The following is a 15,830-nucleotide window of genomic DNA, read 5'->3' as shown; positions in this document are numbered from 1 at the left end:
CTCTTCGGATGACAGCGTTCAACACCCGGCCACTGGCGCTTACCCAGGGCGACCCTGCCGGCATAGGCCTCGACATAACGCTTGACGCGTGGATGCGCCGCACGGAGCTGGGGCTTGCGCCGTTCCTTTTCATCGGCGATCCGGCTGCCCTCGGCGTACGCGCCCGGTTGCTGGGACGGGAGATTCCCCTTCGGGAATGCGATGCTGCGCAGGCCTGCTCGATCTTCGCCACCGCGCTGCCGGTTCTGCCGGTGGCTTCGGGTGTCGACGTGGCTGCTGGCGTGCCGCATGTTTCGACCGCGCGCGGCACCATCGCTGCGATCGAGACTGCCGTACAGCTGACAATGGCAGGAGAGGCTGCAGCTGTCGTGACGAACCCGATTGCCAAGTCCGTGCTATACGAGGCCGGCTTCGGCTTTCCCGGCCATACGGAATTTCTGGCGGACCTTGCAGGCCGCCACAGCGGCAAGCGCTTCATGCCTGTGATGATGCTGGCCGGCCCGAAATTACGAGCCATACCGGTAACGATCCACATTCCCCTGAAGGACGTGCCGACAGCGCTGACAGCAGACCTCATCATCGAGACCTGCCGGATTACGCACGCCGATCTCAAGGCCCGTTTCGGCATTGCCCGCCCCCGGCTTGCTGTAGCCGGGCTCAATCCTCATGCCGGCGAGGACGGGACGCTCGGTAGCGAGGACAAGGACATCATCCACCCCGCCATCGAGGTATTGCGCGCCGAGGGTATCGACGCCTTCGGCCCGCTTCCGGCCGACACCATGTTCCACGACGACGCACGCCATCGCTACGATGTGGCTATCTGCATGTATCATGACCAGGCGCTGATCCCGGCCAAAGCGCTCGGGTTCGACGACTCCGTCAACGTGACGCTCGGCCTTCCCTTCGTCCGCACATCGCCGGACCACGGCACCGCCTTCGGCATTGCCGGCAAGGGCATTGCCAAGGCGGACAGTCTCGTGGCAGCCCTGAAGCTTGCTGCCGACCTTGCCCGTGTCGACAGGATATCTGCCTGATGGCCGCTCTCGACGGGCTGCCTCCCCTTCGCGATGTCATCGAGCGGTTTGGGCTCGATGCACGCAAGGCGCTGGGACAGAATTTCATTCTCGACCTCAACCTGACGCAGCGCGTGGCGCGGACGGCCGGCAACCTTGAGGGCGTTACCGTCATCGAGGTCGGGCCCGGTCCCGGGGGACTGACGCGGGCAATCTTAGCGCTCGGTGCCAAGAAGGTCATAGCCATCGAGCGCGACCCGCGCTGCCTGCCGGCGCTAGCGGAGATTGCTGCCCATTATCCCGGCCGGTTGGAGGTGATCGAAGGCGATGCGCTGAAGATCGACTTTGCCGCGCTGGCGACAGATGGCCCCGTGCGGGTCATCGCCAACCTCCCCTACAATGTTGGCACACAGTTGCTGCTGAACTGGCTGCTGCCAGCCGTTTGGCCGCCGTTCTGGCAATCGCTGACACTGATGTTCCAGAAGGAAGTCGGCCAGCGCATCGTCGCTGCCGAGGGCGACAATCATTACGGACGACTGGGCGTGATCTGTGGCTGGCGCACGGAGGCCTACGCGGCTTTCGATATCTCGCCGCAGGCTTTCACGCCGCCGCCCAAGGTCACCTCGTCGGTGATCCACCTGACACCTCGCGAAAACCCGATCCCCTGCTCCGTCGCTAAGCTCGAGCGTGTCACCGAGGCGGCTTTTGGCCAGCGCCGCAAGATGCTGCGCCAGAGTGTCAAATCGCTCGGTGGGGAAGTGCTGCTGGCGCGCGCCGACATCGACCCGACAAGGCGGGCCGAAACATTGTCCGTGGAAGAGTTCTGCCGGCTGGCGAACTGCCTCTAGAGTTTCGGCACTTCTTCCAGCAAGCCCCGAATGAAATCGAACATACCATGGCGACGGTCGCGGCGCAGACGCTCGGCCTTGACGATCGACTGCACCGAATCGAAGGCTGTGTTCAGATCCTCGTTGACCAGAACATAATCGTACTCCCGCCAGTGCTCGATTTCGGCGCGGGAATTCTGCAGCCGCGTCGCAATCACCGCCTCCGAGTCTTCGGCACGGCGATGCAGTCGGGACTGAAGTTCCGTCATGGTCGGCGGCAGGATGAAGACCGAGACCACGTCTGCCGCCATCTTGTCCTGCAACTGTTGGGCGCCCTGCCAGTCGATATCGAACAGCATGTCGCGGCCCTCGGCCATCGCCGTCTCGACAGGCTCGCGCGGCGTGCCGTAGAAATTGCCATGAACCTCTGCCCATTCCAGAAGTGCATCGGCATCGCGCATCCGCTCGAACTCGCGCTGCGAGACGAAGTGGTAGTGGACATCGGCGATTTCACTCGGGCGACGCTGGCGCGTGGTGACGCTGACGGAGAGGCTGAGTTGCTTGTCGTCGGCCAGCAGCGTGCGGGCAATGGTCGATTTGCCGGCGCCCGATGGCGAGGAGATGACCAGCATCAGACCGCGTCGGGCGATTGGCAACGATGGCGAGATCGCCGTATTCATCATTCACTCCAAATTCTGAACTTGTTCGCGAAACTGGTCGATGACCACCTTCAATTCGATGCCGGCGTTGGTAACGGCTGCGGCATTCGATTTCGAACAGACGGTATTCGATTCGCGGTTAAATTCCTGTGCAAGAAAATCGAGCTTGCGCCCTATCGGGCCACCTTTCCTCATCAATTCGCGAGAGGCGGCGACATGGGCCATCAGCCGGTCTATCTCCTCGCGCAAATCCGCCCTGGTGGCGATGAGCGCCGCCTCTGCGTGAAGCCTGTCGCGATCCAGCCCGGAGGCTGCGTCCATCAACAAAGCGACCTGGGCTGCAAGCCTCGTGGCGATTTCAGCCGGCGACCGCGACGGATCGCGCTCTATGGTATCCGTCAGCGTCTCGATGGTGGCGACCTGGTCGAGCAGGACGTGGGCCAGCGCCTGTCCTTCCTCCTCCCGCATGGTCCTGAGGTCGTAGAGCGCACCCTCGAGCCCAGCCATGATGTCGGCGTCGCGGCTGGCGACTGCATCGTCACCTTCGGGGGTCTCGCGAAACTCTATGATGCCGCGGATCGCCATCAGCGTATCGAGCTTCAGCGGCGCGGGATCGATGATGCCGGCCAGCTGATCGCGCATGGCAAGTACGGTGGCGAGTGCTGCCTGGTTGACGACCGCTTCGAAGCGGTTTTCGTCGGCCGAGATCGACAGGCTTGCCTGAATGTTGCCACGGGAAAACTGCAGCGGAACAAGGCGCCGGATGTCGAGTTCCAGACGCTCTAGGCCGGGCGGCAGGCGCAGGCGCAAGTCGAGCCCCTTGCCGTTGACCGAGCGCAGTTCCCAGGCCCAGCGGTAGCGACCGCTGGTGCCTTCACGCCGGGCAAATCCTGTCATGGACTGCAGTGCCATCAGCGTCTCCGTGCTTTGCTTCGGGTTACTTCTTCTTTGCCGGCGTCACGGCACCATTTTCTTCAGGCTGGCCGTCGACAACGATATCGGTGCTGTTGACGCCCTTGTCGGCCAGGATCTTGCGCCAGCGCTTGACGTTGGCGTTATGCTCTTCCAGCGTCGCGGAAAAGACATGCCCGCCACTGCCGTCGGCTACAAAGTAGAGATCCTGCGACTTCCAGGGGTTGGCCGTGGCTTCGAGTGCATCGCGTCCGGGATTGGCAATCGGCGTCGGCGGCAAACCCTTGATGATGTAGGTGTTGTACGGCGTTTCCTTCTTCAGGTCCGATTGGTAGATCGGCCGGTCTGTCGGCTTGCCGTCCCCGCCGAACAGACCGTAGATCACGGTTGGATCAGACTGAAGGCGCATGTTCTTGGCGAGGCGGTTGATGAATACCGACGCTACATGTGCACGCTCGTCGGCAAGGCCGGTTTCCTTTTCGACGATCGATGCCAGTATGACGAGTTCCTGCTTGCTGGCGAATGGCAGGTTGGCGTCACGCTTTTCCCAGATCTGGTCGACCAGTTTCTTCTGGGCCGCAGCCATCTGGTCGACAATCTCGGCACGCTTCGCGCCGCGAGAAAACTTGTAGGTGTTCGGCTCGAGACTTCCCTCCGGCGGCAGGGCAGACGGCAGTTCGCCCTCGAGTATGGGATCGGCCTGAAGCTTGTTGAAGATCTGGCGAGTTGTCAGGCCCTCCGGCAGCGTGACGGAATAGAGAATGGACTTGCCGGACTCCATCAACTCCATGATGTCCTTCATGGACGCGCCGGCCTTGATCTCGTATTCGCCGGCCTTCAGTGTATCGCCGTCGCGGAGTTGACGGGCCGCGAGATATTTGAATATCCGAGCATCAGAAATGATGTTGCTGGCCTCCAGCCGAGAAGCGATTTCGGATGGACCCGCTCCGTTACGGACGATGAAGTTGGCATTGGTGGTCAGCGGTCCGGGCGACTGGTAGGTCGAGACGACATAGTAGAAGCCGATGACGCCCAGCGCGATGACGAAGACGACAAGCGTCATCAGGAAGTTCAGGAAGATGACCATCTGGCTGCGGGCCTTGCGGGACCGCTTCGGTGGCTCCGGCACGCGTTCGGGACGCAATGCCTCGTTTGGCGATTTAGGAATGATCGGTCCCTTCTGCCCCGCCGGCGTATCCCCGTTCTGGTTCGTGTCGTTCACCGGCAGTCCCTTCTTCTTGTCTTTGTCCGCTCTTGACCAAGCAATGCGGCAAAAACAGGTTCAGGATCTTCCGCACACACGTGGTGCGCGAAAAATCAGCCGTTACCTGCCTCTAAGCCTCATAGCGGCGCAGAACGAGCGACGCGTTGGTTCCGCCAAATCCGAAGGAGTTCGACAGCGCAATGTTGACATCGCGCTTGCGCGCGGTGTGCGGTACCAGATCGATCGCGGTTGGCCGCTCCGGATTGTCGAGGTTCAGCGTCGGCGGCACGATATTGTCGCGGATCGCCAATGCCGAGAAAATCGCCTCGATTGCTCCGGCCGCTCCGAGGAGATGTCCGGTCGCCGACTTGGTGGACGACATCGAGATCTTCGAAGCGGAGGCGCCGACCAGTCGCTCGACGGCGCCAAGCTCGATCGTATCGGCCATGGTCGATGTGCCATGGGCATTGATGTAGTCCACATCGGCTGCCGTGACGCCCGCACGCTTCAAGGCAGATGTCATGCAGCGGAAAGCGCCCTCGCCGTTTTCTGACGGTGCGGTGATGTGGTAGGCGTCGCCGGACAGGCCATAGCCGACCACTTCCGCATATATCTTGGCGCCGCGCGCCTTGGCGTGTTCGAGTTCCTCGAGCACGACGATGCCAGCTCCCTCGCCCATGACAAAGCCGTCGCGGTCGTTGTCGTAAGGGCGCGAAGCCTTCTGTGGATCGTCGTTGTGCTGGGTCGACAACGCCTTGCAGGCGGCAAATCCAGCCATGGCAATGCGGCAAACGGGAGCCTCGGCACCGCCGGCAACCATCACGTCAGCATCGCCAAAGGCGATGAAGCGGGCGGCGTCGCCGATGGCATGGGCCCCGGTGGAACAGGCCGTGACGACGGCGTGGTTCGGGCCGCGCAGCTTGTGGCGAATAGAGACCTGGCCGGACACAAGATTGATCAGACGGCCGGGAATGAAAAACGGAGAGATGCGCCGGGGACCCTTGTCACGCAACGTGTAGCCGGCCTCGACGATGCCTTCCAGACCCCCGATACCGGAGCCGATCATCACACCGGTAGCGATCTGGTCCTCGTCGGTCTTCGGATGCCAGCCGGCATCGTTCAGCGCCATATCGGCGGCGGCCATGCCGTAGATGATGAAGGGATCGACCTTGCGCTGTTCCTTCGGCTCCATCCAGTCGTCGGCATTGAACGTGCCGTCGCTACCGTCGCCGACGGGAACCCGGCAGGCGATCTTGGCAGGCAAATCGGAAACTTCGAATTCGGTGATCAGGCGGGCGCCGTTGTGGCCGGCGAGCAAGCGTGTCCAGGACACCTCCGTGCCACACCCCAAAGGAGATACCATGCCGGTACCCGTGATAACGACACGTCTCATCGCCCTCAGCCCCTGTCTTCGCGCATGTCATGCATATCATATGGAAAGTCCGGCATGACCGGACGAAAAAGGGCGGACTCCATGAGCCCGCCCTTTGATATTGCCAAGCTGTTAAGCCTGGGCCTTTTCGATGAACTTTACAGCGTCGCCAACCGTCAGAATGGAGTCGGCGGCGTCGTCCGGGATTTCAACGCCGAATTCTTCTTCGAATGCCATGACCAGTTCGACAGTGTCGAGCGAGTCCGCACCCAGGTCGTCGATGAAGCTGGCGCCTTCAACAACCTTGTCGGCGTCGACGCCAAGATGATCAACAACAATTTTCTTAACGCGTTCTGCGATATCGCTCATGTCGGTTTCCTCGACCTTATTTCCTGATCAGAATGCCGTCTGGCACCCCTACCCTGTTTTCAACCTGCAGCACTCAATCGGAGCACCGTTGGCAAACCCGTTCAACCCGGCTTGAGATACCACAAAACCGCGCAATAACGGCATGTAGAATCTGCGTATTCGGGACGACTGTTCACAGTCATGGCCCGATTAACATGCTTTATCTCTGTCGCAAAGCCTGAAAATCAACCCTACGGGCCCGCCCAACAAGCTGTTGGGGACAAATTCTCTCCCCAACCGCAATTTCCATTTCAGATCATGGCCATGCCGCCGTTGACGTGCAGCGTCTGCCCCGTCACGTAGGCTGCTTCGCTGGATGCGAGATAGGCGACGGCCGCAGCGATCTCGGCACCGGTGCCCATGCGCTTCATCGGGATGGCGCCCATGATGCCGTCCTTCTGCTTGTCGTTCAACTTATCGGTCATTGCGCTGGCGATGAAGCCCGGCGAAACGCAGTTGACGGTGACGTTGCGCGTGGCGATTTCCTGGGCCAGCGATTTTGTCATGCCGATCATGCCGGCCTTCGAGGCGCAGTAGTTCGCCTGGCCCGGATTGCCGGTCGTACCGACGATCGACGTGATGTTGATGATGCGGCCGTAGCGGCGGCGCATCATCGGATGCGTGAGTTCGCGAGTCAGTCGAAATGTCGAGGTCAGGTTGATCTCGATGACATTATCCCAGTCTTCGTCGCTCATGCGCACGAACAGGCCGTCCTTTGTAATGCCGGCATTGTTGACGAGAATATCGACGCCTTCGAGTTCTGCCTCTGCCTTGGCGGCGAGCGCCTTGACTTCGTCGCGGTCGGAAAGGTTGGCCGGGAAGATCTTGACGCGATCGCCGAGTTCGGCTGCCAGTGCCTCGAGCTTTTCGACACGAGTCCCGTGCAGGCCGACGATGGCGCCCTGGGCGTGCAGCGTGCGGGCGATTTCCTCGCCGATGCCGCCGGTGGCGCCGGTAATCAGGGCCTTGCGGCCGGTCAGGTCAAACATGTGAGTTTCCTCATTCCTGGATGTTGCGTGCTTGGTAGCGCACTCGGTCAGCCGACGAGGCCGGCAAGCGCTGCTTCGATATCAGCGGGCGAATTGACGGCGATGCCGGTCACAGACTTGTCGATGCGCTTGGCAAGCCCGGTCAGCACCTTGCCGGCACCGACTTCATAGAGCGTCGTCACATCGTTGGCGGCAAACCACTGAACCGTCTCGCGCCAGCGAACCTGGCCTGTGACCTGCTCGACCAAGAGCGCGGCAATCTCGCCGGCATCGGTGACGGGAGCAGCACGGACATTGGCGATGACAGGCACGATAGGATCGGACATCTTGACGTTGGCGAGCGCTTCGCGCATCGCGTCTGCGGCCGGTGCCATCAGGCTGGAATGGAAGGGTGCGGAGACCGGCAGCAGGATCGCCCGCTTGGCGCCCTTTTCGGTCGCCAGTGCCGCCGCCTTCTCGATGGCTGCCTTCTCGCCCGAGATCACGATCTGGCCGCCACCATTGTCATTGGCGATCTGGCAGGCGCCGAGCGCCGATGCTTCCTCGCAGACGGCAACAACGTCCGCCTGCTCGAGCCCGATGATAGCAGCCATCGCGCCGGTGCCGACGGGAACAGCTGCCTGCATGGCGTTGCCGCGGATGCGCAGAAGACGGGCGGTGTCGGCGAGCGTGAAGGTGCCGGCAGCACAGAGCGCCGAGTATTCGCCGAGCGAATGGCCGGCGACATAGCCGACCTTACCCTTGAGATCGAGTCCGCGGGCTTGCAGAACCCGAAAAGCGGCCACCGATACGGCCATCAACGCCGGTTGGGCATTGGCCGTCAGCGTCAGCTTGTCTTCGGGGCCGTTGAATATCGTCTCGGAAAGTGCCTCGCCGAGGGCATCATCGACCTCGGCAAAGACCGCGCGGGCTTCGGGAAACTGCTCGGCCAGATCCTTGCCCATGCCGACGGCCTGGCTTCCCTGACCCGGGAATGTGAAAGCAACAGTCATTGTTTGGCGTCCTTGTTTGGCTTCCCAATCGGCATTCTTGTCCCCGGAGTCAAGAGCGCAGGCCTGATGGCACCGGGCTTTTGCGGATGCTAAGGCCCACGAATTTTTCTTGCACTTGCGAGAATTAGACCTAAATTCCCGCCGTCCTCCCGGACATGCATTCCCGCCAGATCCAAGGTTTTCCCATGAAATATCAGAATTTAGGCCGCACAGGCATTTCGATTTCGCAAATCTGCCTTGGCACCATGACCTGGGGCACGCAGAACAGCGAAGCCGAGGCCCGCGAGCAGATGGATTTCGCCGTCGAGAAGGGCATCAACTTCTTCGATACCGCCGAAATGTACCCCGTTACGCCCCTGTCGGCCGAGACGCAGGGCCGCACCGAAGAGCATATCGGCACCTGGTTCGAAAAAACCGGCAAGCGCACGGATATCGTACTCGCCACCAAGGTTGCCGGCAACGGACGTTCCTATCTGCGCGGAGGCCAGGGCGCCGACGCCGCCAATATCCGCCTTGCGCTCGAGGCCAGCCTGAAGCGCCTGAAAACCGACTATATAGACCTCTACCAGATCCACTGGCCGAACCGCGGCCATTTCCACTTCCGCCAGAGCTGGAACTACAATCCCTTCACCCAGGACCGCGCCGCTGTCATCGCCAACATCGAGGACATCCTCCAGACGCTCGGCGAATGCGTCAAGGAAGGCAAGATCCGCGCAATCGGTCTTTCCAACGAGACGAGCTGGGGTACGCAGAAATATCTGACGCTGGCCGAACAGAAGGGCCTGCCGCGCGTCGCCAGCATCCAGAACGAGTACAGCCTCCTCTACCGCCATTTCGATCTCGACCTTGCCGAACTGTCGCATCACGAGGATGTCGGGCTGCTGGCCTACTCGCCGCTGGCCGCCGGGCTCCTCACCGGCAAATATGTCGGCGGGGCCAAGCCAGAGGGCTCCCGCGCGGCCATCAACGGCGATCTCGGCGGCCGCCTGCAGCCGCTGCAGGAGCCGGCCGTCAAGGCCTATCTCGAAATCGCCCGCAAGCACGGCCTCGACCCGTCGGCGATGGCCATCGCATTCTGCCTTACCCGCCCGTTCATGGCAGCAGCGATCATCGGGGCGACCACGATGGAGCAACTGAAGATTAATATCAGCGCCGCAGACCTGACGCTGTCGCCCGAGGTGTTGGCCGAGATAGCCAAGGTTCATCGCCAATACCCGATGCCGATCTGAGGATTTCTCTTCTCCCCGCCGGGGAGAAGATGCCCGCCAGGGCAGATGAGGGGGACGCGCGGCATACCGTGTACCGCGTGAGGAGCCCCCCTCATCCGACCCCTTCGGGGCCACCTTCTCCCCGGCGGGGAGAAGGAGACGCAGCCACTTCACCATATTCCTTTGCCGCCCTCCCTTGCCTTTCGCCGAGAATCCCGTATAAGCCGCCGTGTTCGCAAACCCGGTCATCTGGCTGGTGGCTGAACGGAGGGCCGGTTTCCTTGGAAATCGTTCGGAACGGAAGCGTTCCAGCCTCCCGTGTCTCCGCTCTCGACCGTCTCGGATTAACGCTTTCTTGCTGGGGTCACCCCTTACAGGAGCAGTCGTTGAGGCTTAGCCGCCGATACCGGGTTTCACAAACGCAAGAAAGGCAAAGCTCATCATGGCTCTTTACGAACATGTATTCCTTGCCCGACAGGACGTTTCCGCGCAGCAGGTTGATGCCCTCGTAGAACAGTACAAGGGTGTCATCGAAGCTAACGGTGGCAAAGTCGGGCGTATCGAGAACTGGGGCCTCAAGTCCCTGACTTATCGCATCAACAAGAACCGCAAGGCTCACTACGCCCTGATGGACATCGACGCTCCTCCTGCCGCCGTGCAGGAAATGGAACGCCAGATGCGCATCTCGGAAGACGTCCTGCGCTACATGACGATTGCCGTCGAAAAGCACGAGGAAGGCCCATCTGCCATGATGCAGAAGCGCGACCGTGACGACCGTCCGCGTCGTGATGGCGACCGTCCGGATCGTGGTGGTTTCGGCGACCGTGGTCCTCGCCCGGATCGTGGTGATCGCGAAGACCGTCCGCGCCGTCCGCGCGAAGACCGCGTTTAAGGAGATCTGAATATGTCTGAAGCTTCCTCCTCTTCGCAGGTCCGTCGTCCGTTTCATCGTCGTCGCAAGACCTGCCCGTTCTCCGGCGCCAACGCACCGCGGATCGACTACAAGGACGTTCGCCTTCTGCAGCGCTACATTTCCGAGCGCGGCAAGATCGTTCCTTCGCGTATCACGGCCGTTTCCCAGAAGAAGCAGCGCGAACTGGCCCAGGCCATCAAGCGCGCCCGTTTCCTCGGCCTGCTGCCTTACGTCGTCGCTTAATCGCGTCCGACATCTCCGATCAGAGGGAAGGCAGCGATGCCTTCCCTTCTTCCTTCCACGGTGGGCGTGGATCGAAACCGTTTGAAACCCATGTTGGGGCTGCGCTTCTGAGACTTGTCATCAGGGCGAACCTCTAACTGCTTAAACAAGCAGGACAGCGACTTGAAGACCTTGAATCCCAGACTGCTTTTGATCGGCGTGCTCGCCGGCATTACCGCGACCCTGCTTGTGCTGGCCGCGAATGCGCAGCCGTCATTCAGTGCTGTCCTATACGCTGCGTCTGCCCTCCCAATTCTGATTGCCGGCCTCGGCTGGGGCAATATTGCCGCCATCGTCTCGATCCTTACCGCCTTCGTGCTCGGCGCGGTCGCCATATCGCCATCGTTTGCCTTCGTCATGGCGCTGGTGACGCTGGTTCCGGCCGGCTGGATCAGCCATCTGGCGAACCTTGCCCGCCCGGCCGACGAAATCGGCGGACCGGACCACCTGATGGCCTGGTATCCCCTCTCCGACATGCTGGTGCAGCTCTGCGGACTGGTAACGATCGGCGTCATCGCCGTCGGCGTGATGATCGGCTACGGACCTGAGCTCACCGACAAGATGGTCGATGCGCTGATGACGGCGCTTTCGGCACAGGAGCCGTCTTTCCAGCCGGACCCGGATGCCACCGCCCAGACAAAATCGCTGATCGTCCTGATGCTGCCGGCCCTGCAGGCGGCAATCTGGGTCATCATGCTGTTTGCCGCCTACTACATTGCAACCCGGATCGTCACCGCCTCAGGCCGCAATTTCCGGCCGCGGGAGGATGTGCCTTCGGCGCTCAGGATGAACCGCAATGCGATCTTCATCTTTCTAGCCGGCCTTGTTGCCTGCTTTGCCGGCGGAATTCCTGCCATGGTCGGCGCAACCGTGTTCGGAGCCTTCGGCGCCGGCTTCGTGCTCGCCGGTTTCTCGACGCTCCACTTCAAGACACGCGGCAAGGACTGGCAACTGCCGGTCCTGGTCCTCTGCTACCTGGCCGCTACCATGGTGCTGCCAATCTTCTTCATCCTCGTTCTCGGCCTGTCCGATACCCGCAAGGCGATCGCACTGACCCCGAACAAGGATGCGAATGCCTCGAACAAACCCGATCCAAAAACCTGACATTGAAAGGATACCACGATGCAAGTCATTCTTCTCGAACGCGTTCCCAAGCTCGGCCAGATGGGCGAGACCGTAAAAGTCCGCGACGGCTTTGCCCGTAATTACCTGCTGCCACTCGGCAAGGCTCTTCGCGCCAACGCCGCCAACAAGACCCGTTTCGAAGCTGAACGCGCTACGCTCGAAGCCCGTAACCTGGAGCGCAAGAGCGAAGCCCAGAAGGTTGCCGACGTTCTCGAAGGCAAGTCCTTCAACGTCGTCCGCTCGGCTGGCGAAACCGGCCAGCTGTACGGCTCGGTCGCTGCTCGCGACGTCGTCGACATCCTCGCTGCAGAAGGCTTCAACATCGGCCGCAGCCAGGTTGAGCTGAACACCCCGATCAAGACCATCGGCCTGCACAGCGTTACGCTGGCCCTGCACGGCGAAGTCGAAATCGCAATCGAGCTGAATGTTGCCCGTTCCGCCGAAGAAGCCGAACGCCAGAAGCAGGGTGAAACCCTGACTTCGGCCGACGCCATCTACGGCATCGACGAAGACGCCCTGCGTCCGGAAGACTTCTTCGATCCGGATGCCGACGGCAACCGCGACGACGAATAGTCACAACTTTCGCTTCACGGCGGCGTTTGAGCCCGGATCTCGCGATCCGGGCTTTTTGCGTTTTGTGGCCTCAGGCCTACTTCGCCTCCGGCTTCGAAGCCTTGTCTATGGAGACGACGACGGAGAGGCCGGGGGCTAGATTGGCGGCTTCCGGCTGGCCGGGGTCTATCGTCACGCGGACGCCGACGCGCTGGGCTACCTTGGTGAAATTGCCGGTGGCGTTGTCGGGCTTGATCACTGCGAACTCGGAACCGGCAGCCGGCGAGAAACTCTGGATGTGGCCATTCAGCCGGCGGTGACCGAAGGCGTCGACGGAGATCGCTACGGGCTGGCCGACCTGCATGCCGTCGAGCTGCGTTTCCTTGAAATTGGCGATGACCCAGGTGTCTTCGGGCACGAGCGCCAGCAATTGCGTGCCGGCCGTGACATATTGGCCCAACCGGACGCCAATTTCACCGAGCCTGCCCGACCTCGGGGCAATGATGGTGGCATTCTGCAGGTCGATGGACGCCTGCTGCATCGCCGCCTCGGCGCCGGCAACGCCTGCTTCGAGCGAGGCGCGGTTGACGATGATCGTCGTCAGGTTCTGCCGCGAGACCTCGACGGCTGCCAGCGCCTGGTTGACGGCAGCCTTTGCCTGCTCGAGCGTCGCTTGCGCAGTCTCGGCATCGCTGGTGGTCGATACGCCTTTCTGGACGAGCGTCTCAATGCGTTCCCAGGCCAGTTGAGCCCGCGTCAGCCCGGCCTGCACGCTATCGACAGCCGCCTGGCTCGAGGCAATCTCGGCGCGGGCCACCAGCTCCTGCTGGCGGGAATTGGCAAGACCCGCCTTCTGGCCGTCGCGGTTGGCACGCGCCTGGGCGAGTTTCTGCTGGTATATGCGGTCGTCGATCTTGGCCAGTACCTCGCCCTGCTTGACGCTCTCGTAGTCCTTGACGCGAACGTCCGTGACGTAGCCGCTGACTTGCGGGCTGATGACCGTGACGTAGCCCTTGACGTAAGCGTCGTCTGTCGTCTCCACAGATGTCCTGAAGGGTGGCAGATGCCAGGCATAGAGCACCAGCATTATACCGCCGATGCCGGCGAGGACGGCAACCACTTCGATGGGAGATCGGACAAGCCTGGACATGGTGCAGCGTTCCTCAGGTCGCGGATGCGGTGGCCGGCGCATCGGCCGGTTTGGTGCGGATGACGGCCATCAGCCGATTTGCAATCAATACGACAAATGCCAAGGCTGCGATCACCCCGGCCACGAAGAAGGCATCGCCGAAGGCGAGGCTGTAGGCCTCGCGCGTGACCTGTGCGCCAAGCAGCGTCAGCCCCTCGCCGTTCAACAGGCGCGAATCGGTAATCACCTTGCCATAGGAGGCCGAAAGCTGCGCTGCCCGCTGGGCGACGATCGGATCGGTGAGCAGGACGTGCTCGACCAGGACGCTGGAGTGGAATTTTTCGCGGATGGTGATGAGGGTGCCATAGAAGGCCGTCCCCATCAACGAGCCAATGCTCTGAGTAAACAGGAAAATCACAAAGAAGGTCACCAGGTAAAACGGTCCCTTGGAAAGCGCGGCGCGGAAACCGGGCGACAGTGCCGGCGGCAGGAACAGCGTGATTCCGGCCGACATCAGCGCCTGGCTCAGATACATCTGCTCGGGGCGCGTCAGGCTTGTCACCTGGCTGTCCATGAAGGCGGCTGCGATCATCATCGGCAGCGCGATCATCTGGATCTGCCAAGTGTAGCCGACATTCATCAGGGCTGCGCAGGTCAGCCCGCCGACGAGCGAAAACACCAGGATGATGGTGTAGAGCATCTGCAGCTGATCGTAGAGCAGGCCGATATTCTGGTAGTAGATCAGCAGGATCGAGTTCTGCTCGGCAGCGATCATGCGGAAGACGAGCAGCACGATGGTCAGGCGCACGTTCGGCCACGTCAGAAGCCAGCGGATATCGATGAGCGGCGTCGTTCGGTCGAGATCGATCACCACCGCCACCGTCAGCGTCGCGATGCTGACTGCGAGGACAACGCCGAGCCATGGCACCTCCAGCCACCAGTAAAGCCGGCCGACGGACAGAACGACGGCGAGACAGCCAAAACCGATGGCGACCAGGAGATAGACGACGATATCGCCGAAGTTGATGATCTTGACCCGCGGCGGGGCAGTCAGCGGCAGGAGATAGATGATCGGCATCACCAAAAGGGCCAGGCCCATTTCCAGCGTGTAGAGACCCCGCCACTCACCGAAATCGAGGAGTGTGGGCGACACCAGCCGCGTGATCGGTGCTGCCAGCGTCGTATTCATCATCGCCAGGCTGAGCCCGACGGTCAGTTTCTTGGCCGGTGGGAAGGCCTCGAGCATGTAGAGGAAGCCCAGCGTCGACAATGGCGCTGCAGCAATGCCGCTGAGAAAACGAACGATGACTGCCGATTGGAGATCCGAGACGAACAGATTGAGCAGCGAGGCGACGACGAAGCCGATGATGCTGATCTCGGCGAAATTGCGCACGCCGTACTGCATGCGGATCTTGACCAGAAAGATCGCCAGGCTGACATTCGGCGCCATGTAGGCAGCCGACAGCCAGGCGGATTCCGTTGTCGTCGCGGCAATGGTGCCCTGGATCTGGGTAAGGTTGGCAAGCGCGAGGTTCATCCCCAGCCCCTGCGTCAGAAAGAACATCACCGAGGACAGCATGTAGCCGAGTGCCTTCCATCCCGGCATCGCCGGTGGATCAGCCATTGCAGGCGCCGGTGCCGGGGTGCCGGCAGCGCCCCCTGCAGCCTCTCCGTCGGTGGCGTCAACGGCGCTCAAGCTACCTCGTCTTTGCCGATGTTCGGCAGATTTGCCGCCATAGTGCGGATCACCTTGAGCGCGGTCGCCCGATCTGCGTCGGATATGCCCTCGAGGATATCGGCGCGGACCCGCGCTGCCAGCGCGTCGATCTCGATTGCGATGACCTTTCCGGCCTCGGTGGTATGAATCTGCTTGGCGCGGCGGTCGGTCTCGACGGCGCGACGCTCGATAAACTTCTGGCCTTCCATCGCGTCGAGAATGCGCACCAGCGTCGGCGTTTCGAGCTCCAGAAGCTCGGCCAATTCACGCTGGTTGATGCCGTCCTTCTTGGCCAGCGCAAAAAACACGCGGGCACGGGCAAGCGTCATGCCGCGCTTGCGAACAAGAGCATCGAAGCCCGCCCGCAACTTTCTGTTGAAAGCCGAAAGCTCATCGAAGAATTCACGGCTCGTCGCTTTGTCGGGCATGTTTCACGCTTTTCTTGCTCTGAAGGCTGTCAGATTACCGGCTTCTATCATCTTTTCAAGCGACGGCTGTCTCGCGTTCAGAGACAGGCAACACTCAAAC

17 protein-coding genes are annotated in these 15,830 nt (G+C 61.5%); 7 read left to right on the top strand and 10 right to left on the bottom strand.

Annotated elements, in window-relative coordinates:
• Window positions 1-8 precede the first annotated feature (8 nt).
• Window positions 9-1,034: a 4-hydroxythreonine-4-phosphate dehydrogenase PdxA gene (gene pdxA / locus PR018_RS04115; protein WP_142829680.1), complete on the top strand. Its 1,026-nt coding sequence runs from the start codon at window positions 9-11 to the stop codon at window positions 1,032-1,034.
• Window positions 1,034-1,861 (top strand): 16S rRNA (adenine(1518)-N(6)/adenine(1519)-N(6))-dimethyltransferase RsmA, encoded by an 828-nt coding sequence (gene rsmA / locus PR018_RS04110; protein WP_142829682.1) that lies wholly within the window; start codon window positions 1,034-1,036, stop codon window positions 1,859-1,861. The genes pdxA and rsmA overlap by 1 nt, the downstream gene beginning before the upstream one ends.
• Here the strand turns inward: rsmA and gmk are convergent.
• The 7 genes from gmk to fabD all read right to left on the bottom strand — a co-directional run bounded on the left by gmk (window position 1,858) and on the right by fabD (window position 8,376).
• Window positions 1,858-2,520: a guanylate kinase gene (gmk, locus tag PR018_RS04105; RefSeq protein ID WP_142829684.1), complete on the bottom strand. Its 663-nt coding sequence runs from the start codon at window positions 2,518-2,520 to the stop codon at window positions 1,858-1,860. The two genes, rsmA and gmk, sit on opposite strands and share 4 nt — an antisense overlap.
• 3 nt (window positions 2,521-2,523) lie before the next feature.
• Window positions 2,524-3,411, bottom strand: coding sequence for a YicC/YloC family endoribonuclease (locus tag PR018_RS04100; RefSeq protein WP_142829686.1), 888 nt, complete (start codon window positions 3,409-3,411; stop codon window positions 2,524-2,526).
• A gap of 25 nt (window positions 3,412-3,436) precedes the next feature.
• Window positions 3,437-4,639 carry an endolytic transglycosylase MltG gene (gene mltG, locus PR018_RS04095; RefSeq protein WP_263431799.1) on the bottom strand — a complete coding sequence of 401 codons (1,203 nt, stop codon included), beginning with the start codon at window positions 4,637-4,639 and terminating at the stop codon, window positions 3,437-3,439.
• 106 nt (window positions 4,640-4,745) lie between these two features.
• The gene (fabF, locus tag PR018_RS04090; protein WP_142829690.1) at window positions 4,746-6,008 is read right to left on the bottom strand and encodes a beta-ketoacyl-ACP synthase II; all 1,263 of its coding nucleotides are present in this window, start codon (window positions 6,006-6,008) and stop codon (window positions 4,746-4,748) included.
• 111 nt (window positions 6,009-6,119) lie between these two features.
• Window positions 6,120-6,356, bottom strand: a complete 237-nt coding sequence (locus PR018_RS04085; RefSeq protein ID WP_027675866.1) for an acyl carrier protein — start codon at window positions 6,354-6,356, stop codon at window positions 6,120-6,122.
• A gap of 290 nt (window positions 6,357-6,646) precedes the next feature.
• Window positions 6,647-7,384, bottom strand: a complete 738-nt coding sequence (fabG, locus tag PR018_RS04080) for a 3-oxoacyl-[acyl-carrier-protein] reductase (protein WP_142829692.1) — start codon at window positions 7,382-7,384, stop codon at window positions 6,647-6,649.
• Between the two features lie 47 nt (window positions 7,385-7,431).
• A complete protein-coding gene (gene fabD, locus PR018_RS04075) occupies window positions 7,432-8,376 on the bottom strand; it encodes an ACP S-malonyltransferase (protein WP_142829694.1) in 945 nt (314 codons plus the stop codon).
• A 185-nt stretch (window positions 8,377-8,561) separates the two neighbouring features.
• On the opposite strand from fabD, the gene PR018_RS04070 reads away from it, so the two are divergent.
• The 5 genes from PR018_RS04070 to rplI all read left to right on the top strand — a co-directional run bounded on the left by PR018_RS04070 (window position 8,562) and on the right by rplI (window position 12,477).
• Window positions 8,562-9,605 (top strand): aldo/keto reductase, encoded by a 1,044-nt coding sequence (locus tag PR018_RS04070; protein WP_142829696.1) that lies wholly within the window; start codon window positions 8,562-8,564, stop codon window positions 9,603-9,605.
• Window positions 9,606-10,026: 421 nt separating this feature from the next.
• Complete coding sequence (gene rpsF / locus PR018_RS04065) at window positions 10,027-10,476, top strand: 30S ribosomal protein S6 (RefSeq protein WP_111158624.1); 450 nt, start codon at window positions 10,027-10,029, stop codon at window positions 10,474-10,476.
• A 12-nt stretch (window positions 10,477-10,488) separates the two neighbouring features.
• Complete coding sequence (gene rpsR, locus PR018_RS04060) at window positions 10,489-10,740, top strand: 30S ribosomal protein S18 (RefSeq protein ID WP_111220447.1); 252 nt, start codon at window positions 10,489-10,491, stop codon at window positions 10,738-10,740.
• A gap of 162 nt (window positions 10,741-10,902) precedes the next feature.
• Window positions 10,903-11,883: a DUF2232 domain-containing protein gene (locus PR018_RS04055; protein WP_142829698.1), complete on the top strand. Its 981-nt coding sequence runs from the start codon at window positions 10,903-10,905 to the stop codon at window positions 11,881-11,883.
• A gap of 18 nt (window positions 11,884-11,901) precedes the next feature.
• On the top strand, window positions 11,902-12,477 hold the full coding sequence (gene rplI, locus PR018_RS04050; RefSeq protein ID WP_142829700.1) for a 50S ribosomal protein L9: 576 nt from the start codon (window positions 11,902-11,904) through the stop codon (window positions 12,475-12,477).
• Window positions 12,478-12,553: 76 nt separating this feature from the next.
• Here rplI and PR018_RS04045 read toward each other — a convergent pair whose 3' ends face one another.
• The 3 genes from PR018_RS04045 to PR018_RS04035 form a co-directional block, all read right to left on the bottom strand.
• Entirely contained in the window at window positions 12,554-13,606 is a 1,053-nt protein-coding gene (locus PR018_RS04045) for an HlyD family secretion protein (RefSeq protein WP_142829702.1), read from the bottom strand.
• A gap of 13 nt (window positions 13,607-13,619) precedes the next feature.
• Window positions 13,620-15,209 (bottom strand): MFS transporter, encoded by a 1,590-nt coding sequence (locus PR018_RS04040; RefSeq protein WP_142829916.1) that lies wholly within the window; start codon window positions 15,207-15,209, stop codon window positions 13,620-13,622.
• Window positions 15,210-15,277: 68 nt separating this feature from the next.
• The gene (locus tag PR018_RS04035; RefSeq protein ID WP_111220444.1) at window positions 15,278-15,730 is read right to left on the bottom strand and encodes a MarR family winged helix-turn-helix transcriptional regulator; all 453 of its coding nucleotides are present in this window, start codon (window positions 15,728-15,730) and stop codon (window positions 15,278-15,280) included.
• Between the last annotated feature and the right edge of the window lie 100 nt (window positions 15,731-15,830).

The sequence above is a fragment of the Rhizobium rhododendri genome (assembly GCF_007000325.2).
GTDB classification, from domain to species: domain Bacteria; phylum Pseudomonadota; class Alphaproteobacteria; order Rhizobiales; family Rhizobiaceae; genus Rhizobium; species Rhizobium rhododendri.
This window is presented reverse-complemented; position numbering and strand designations above follow the sequence as displayed.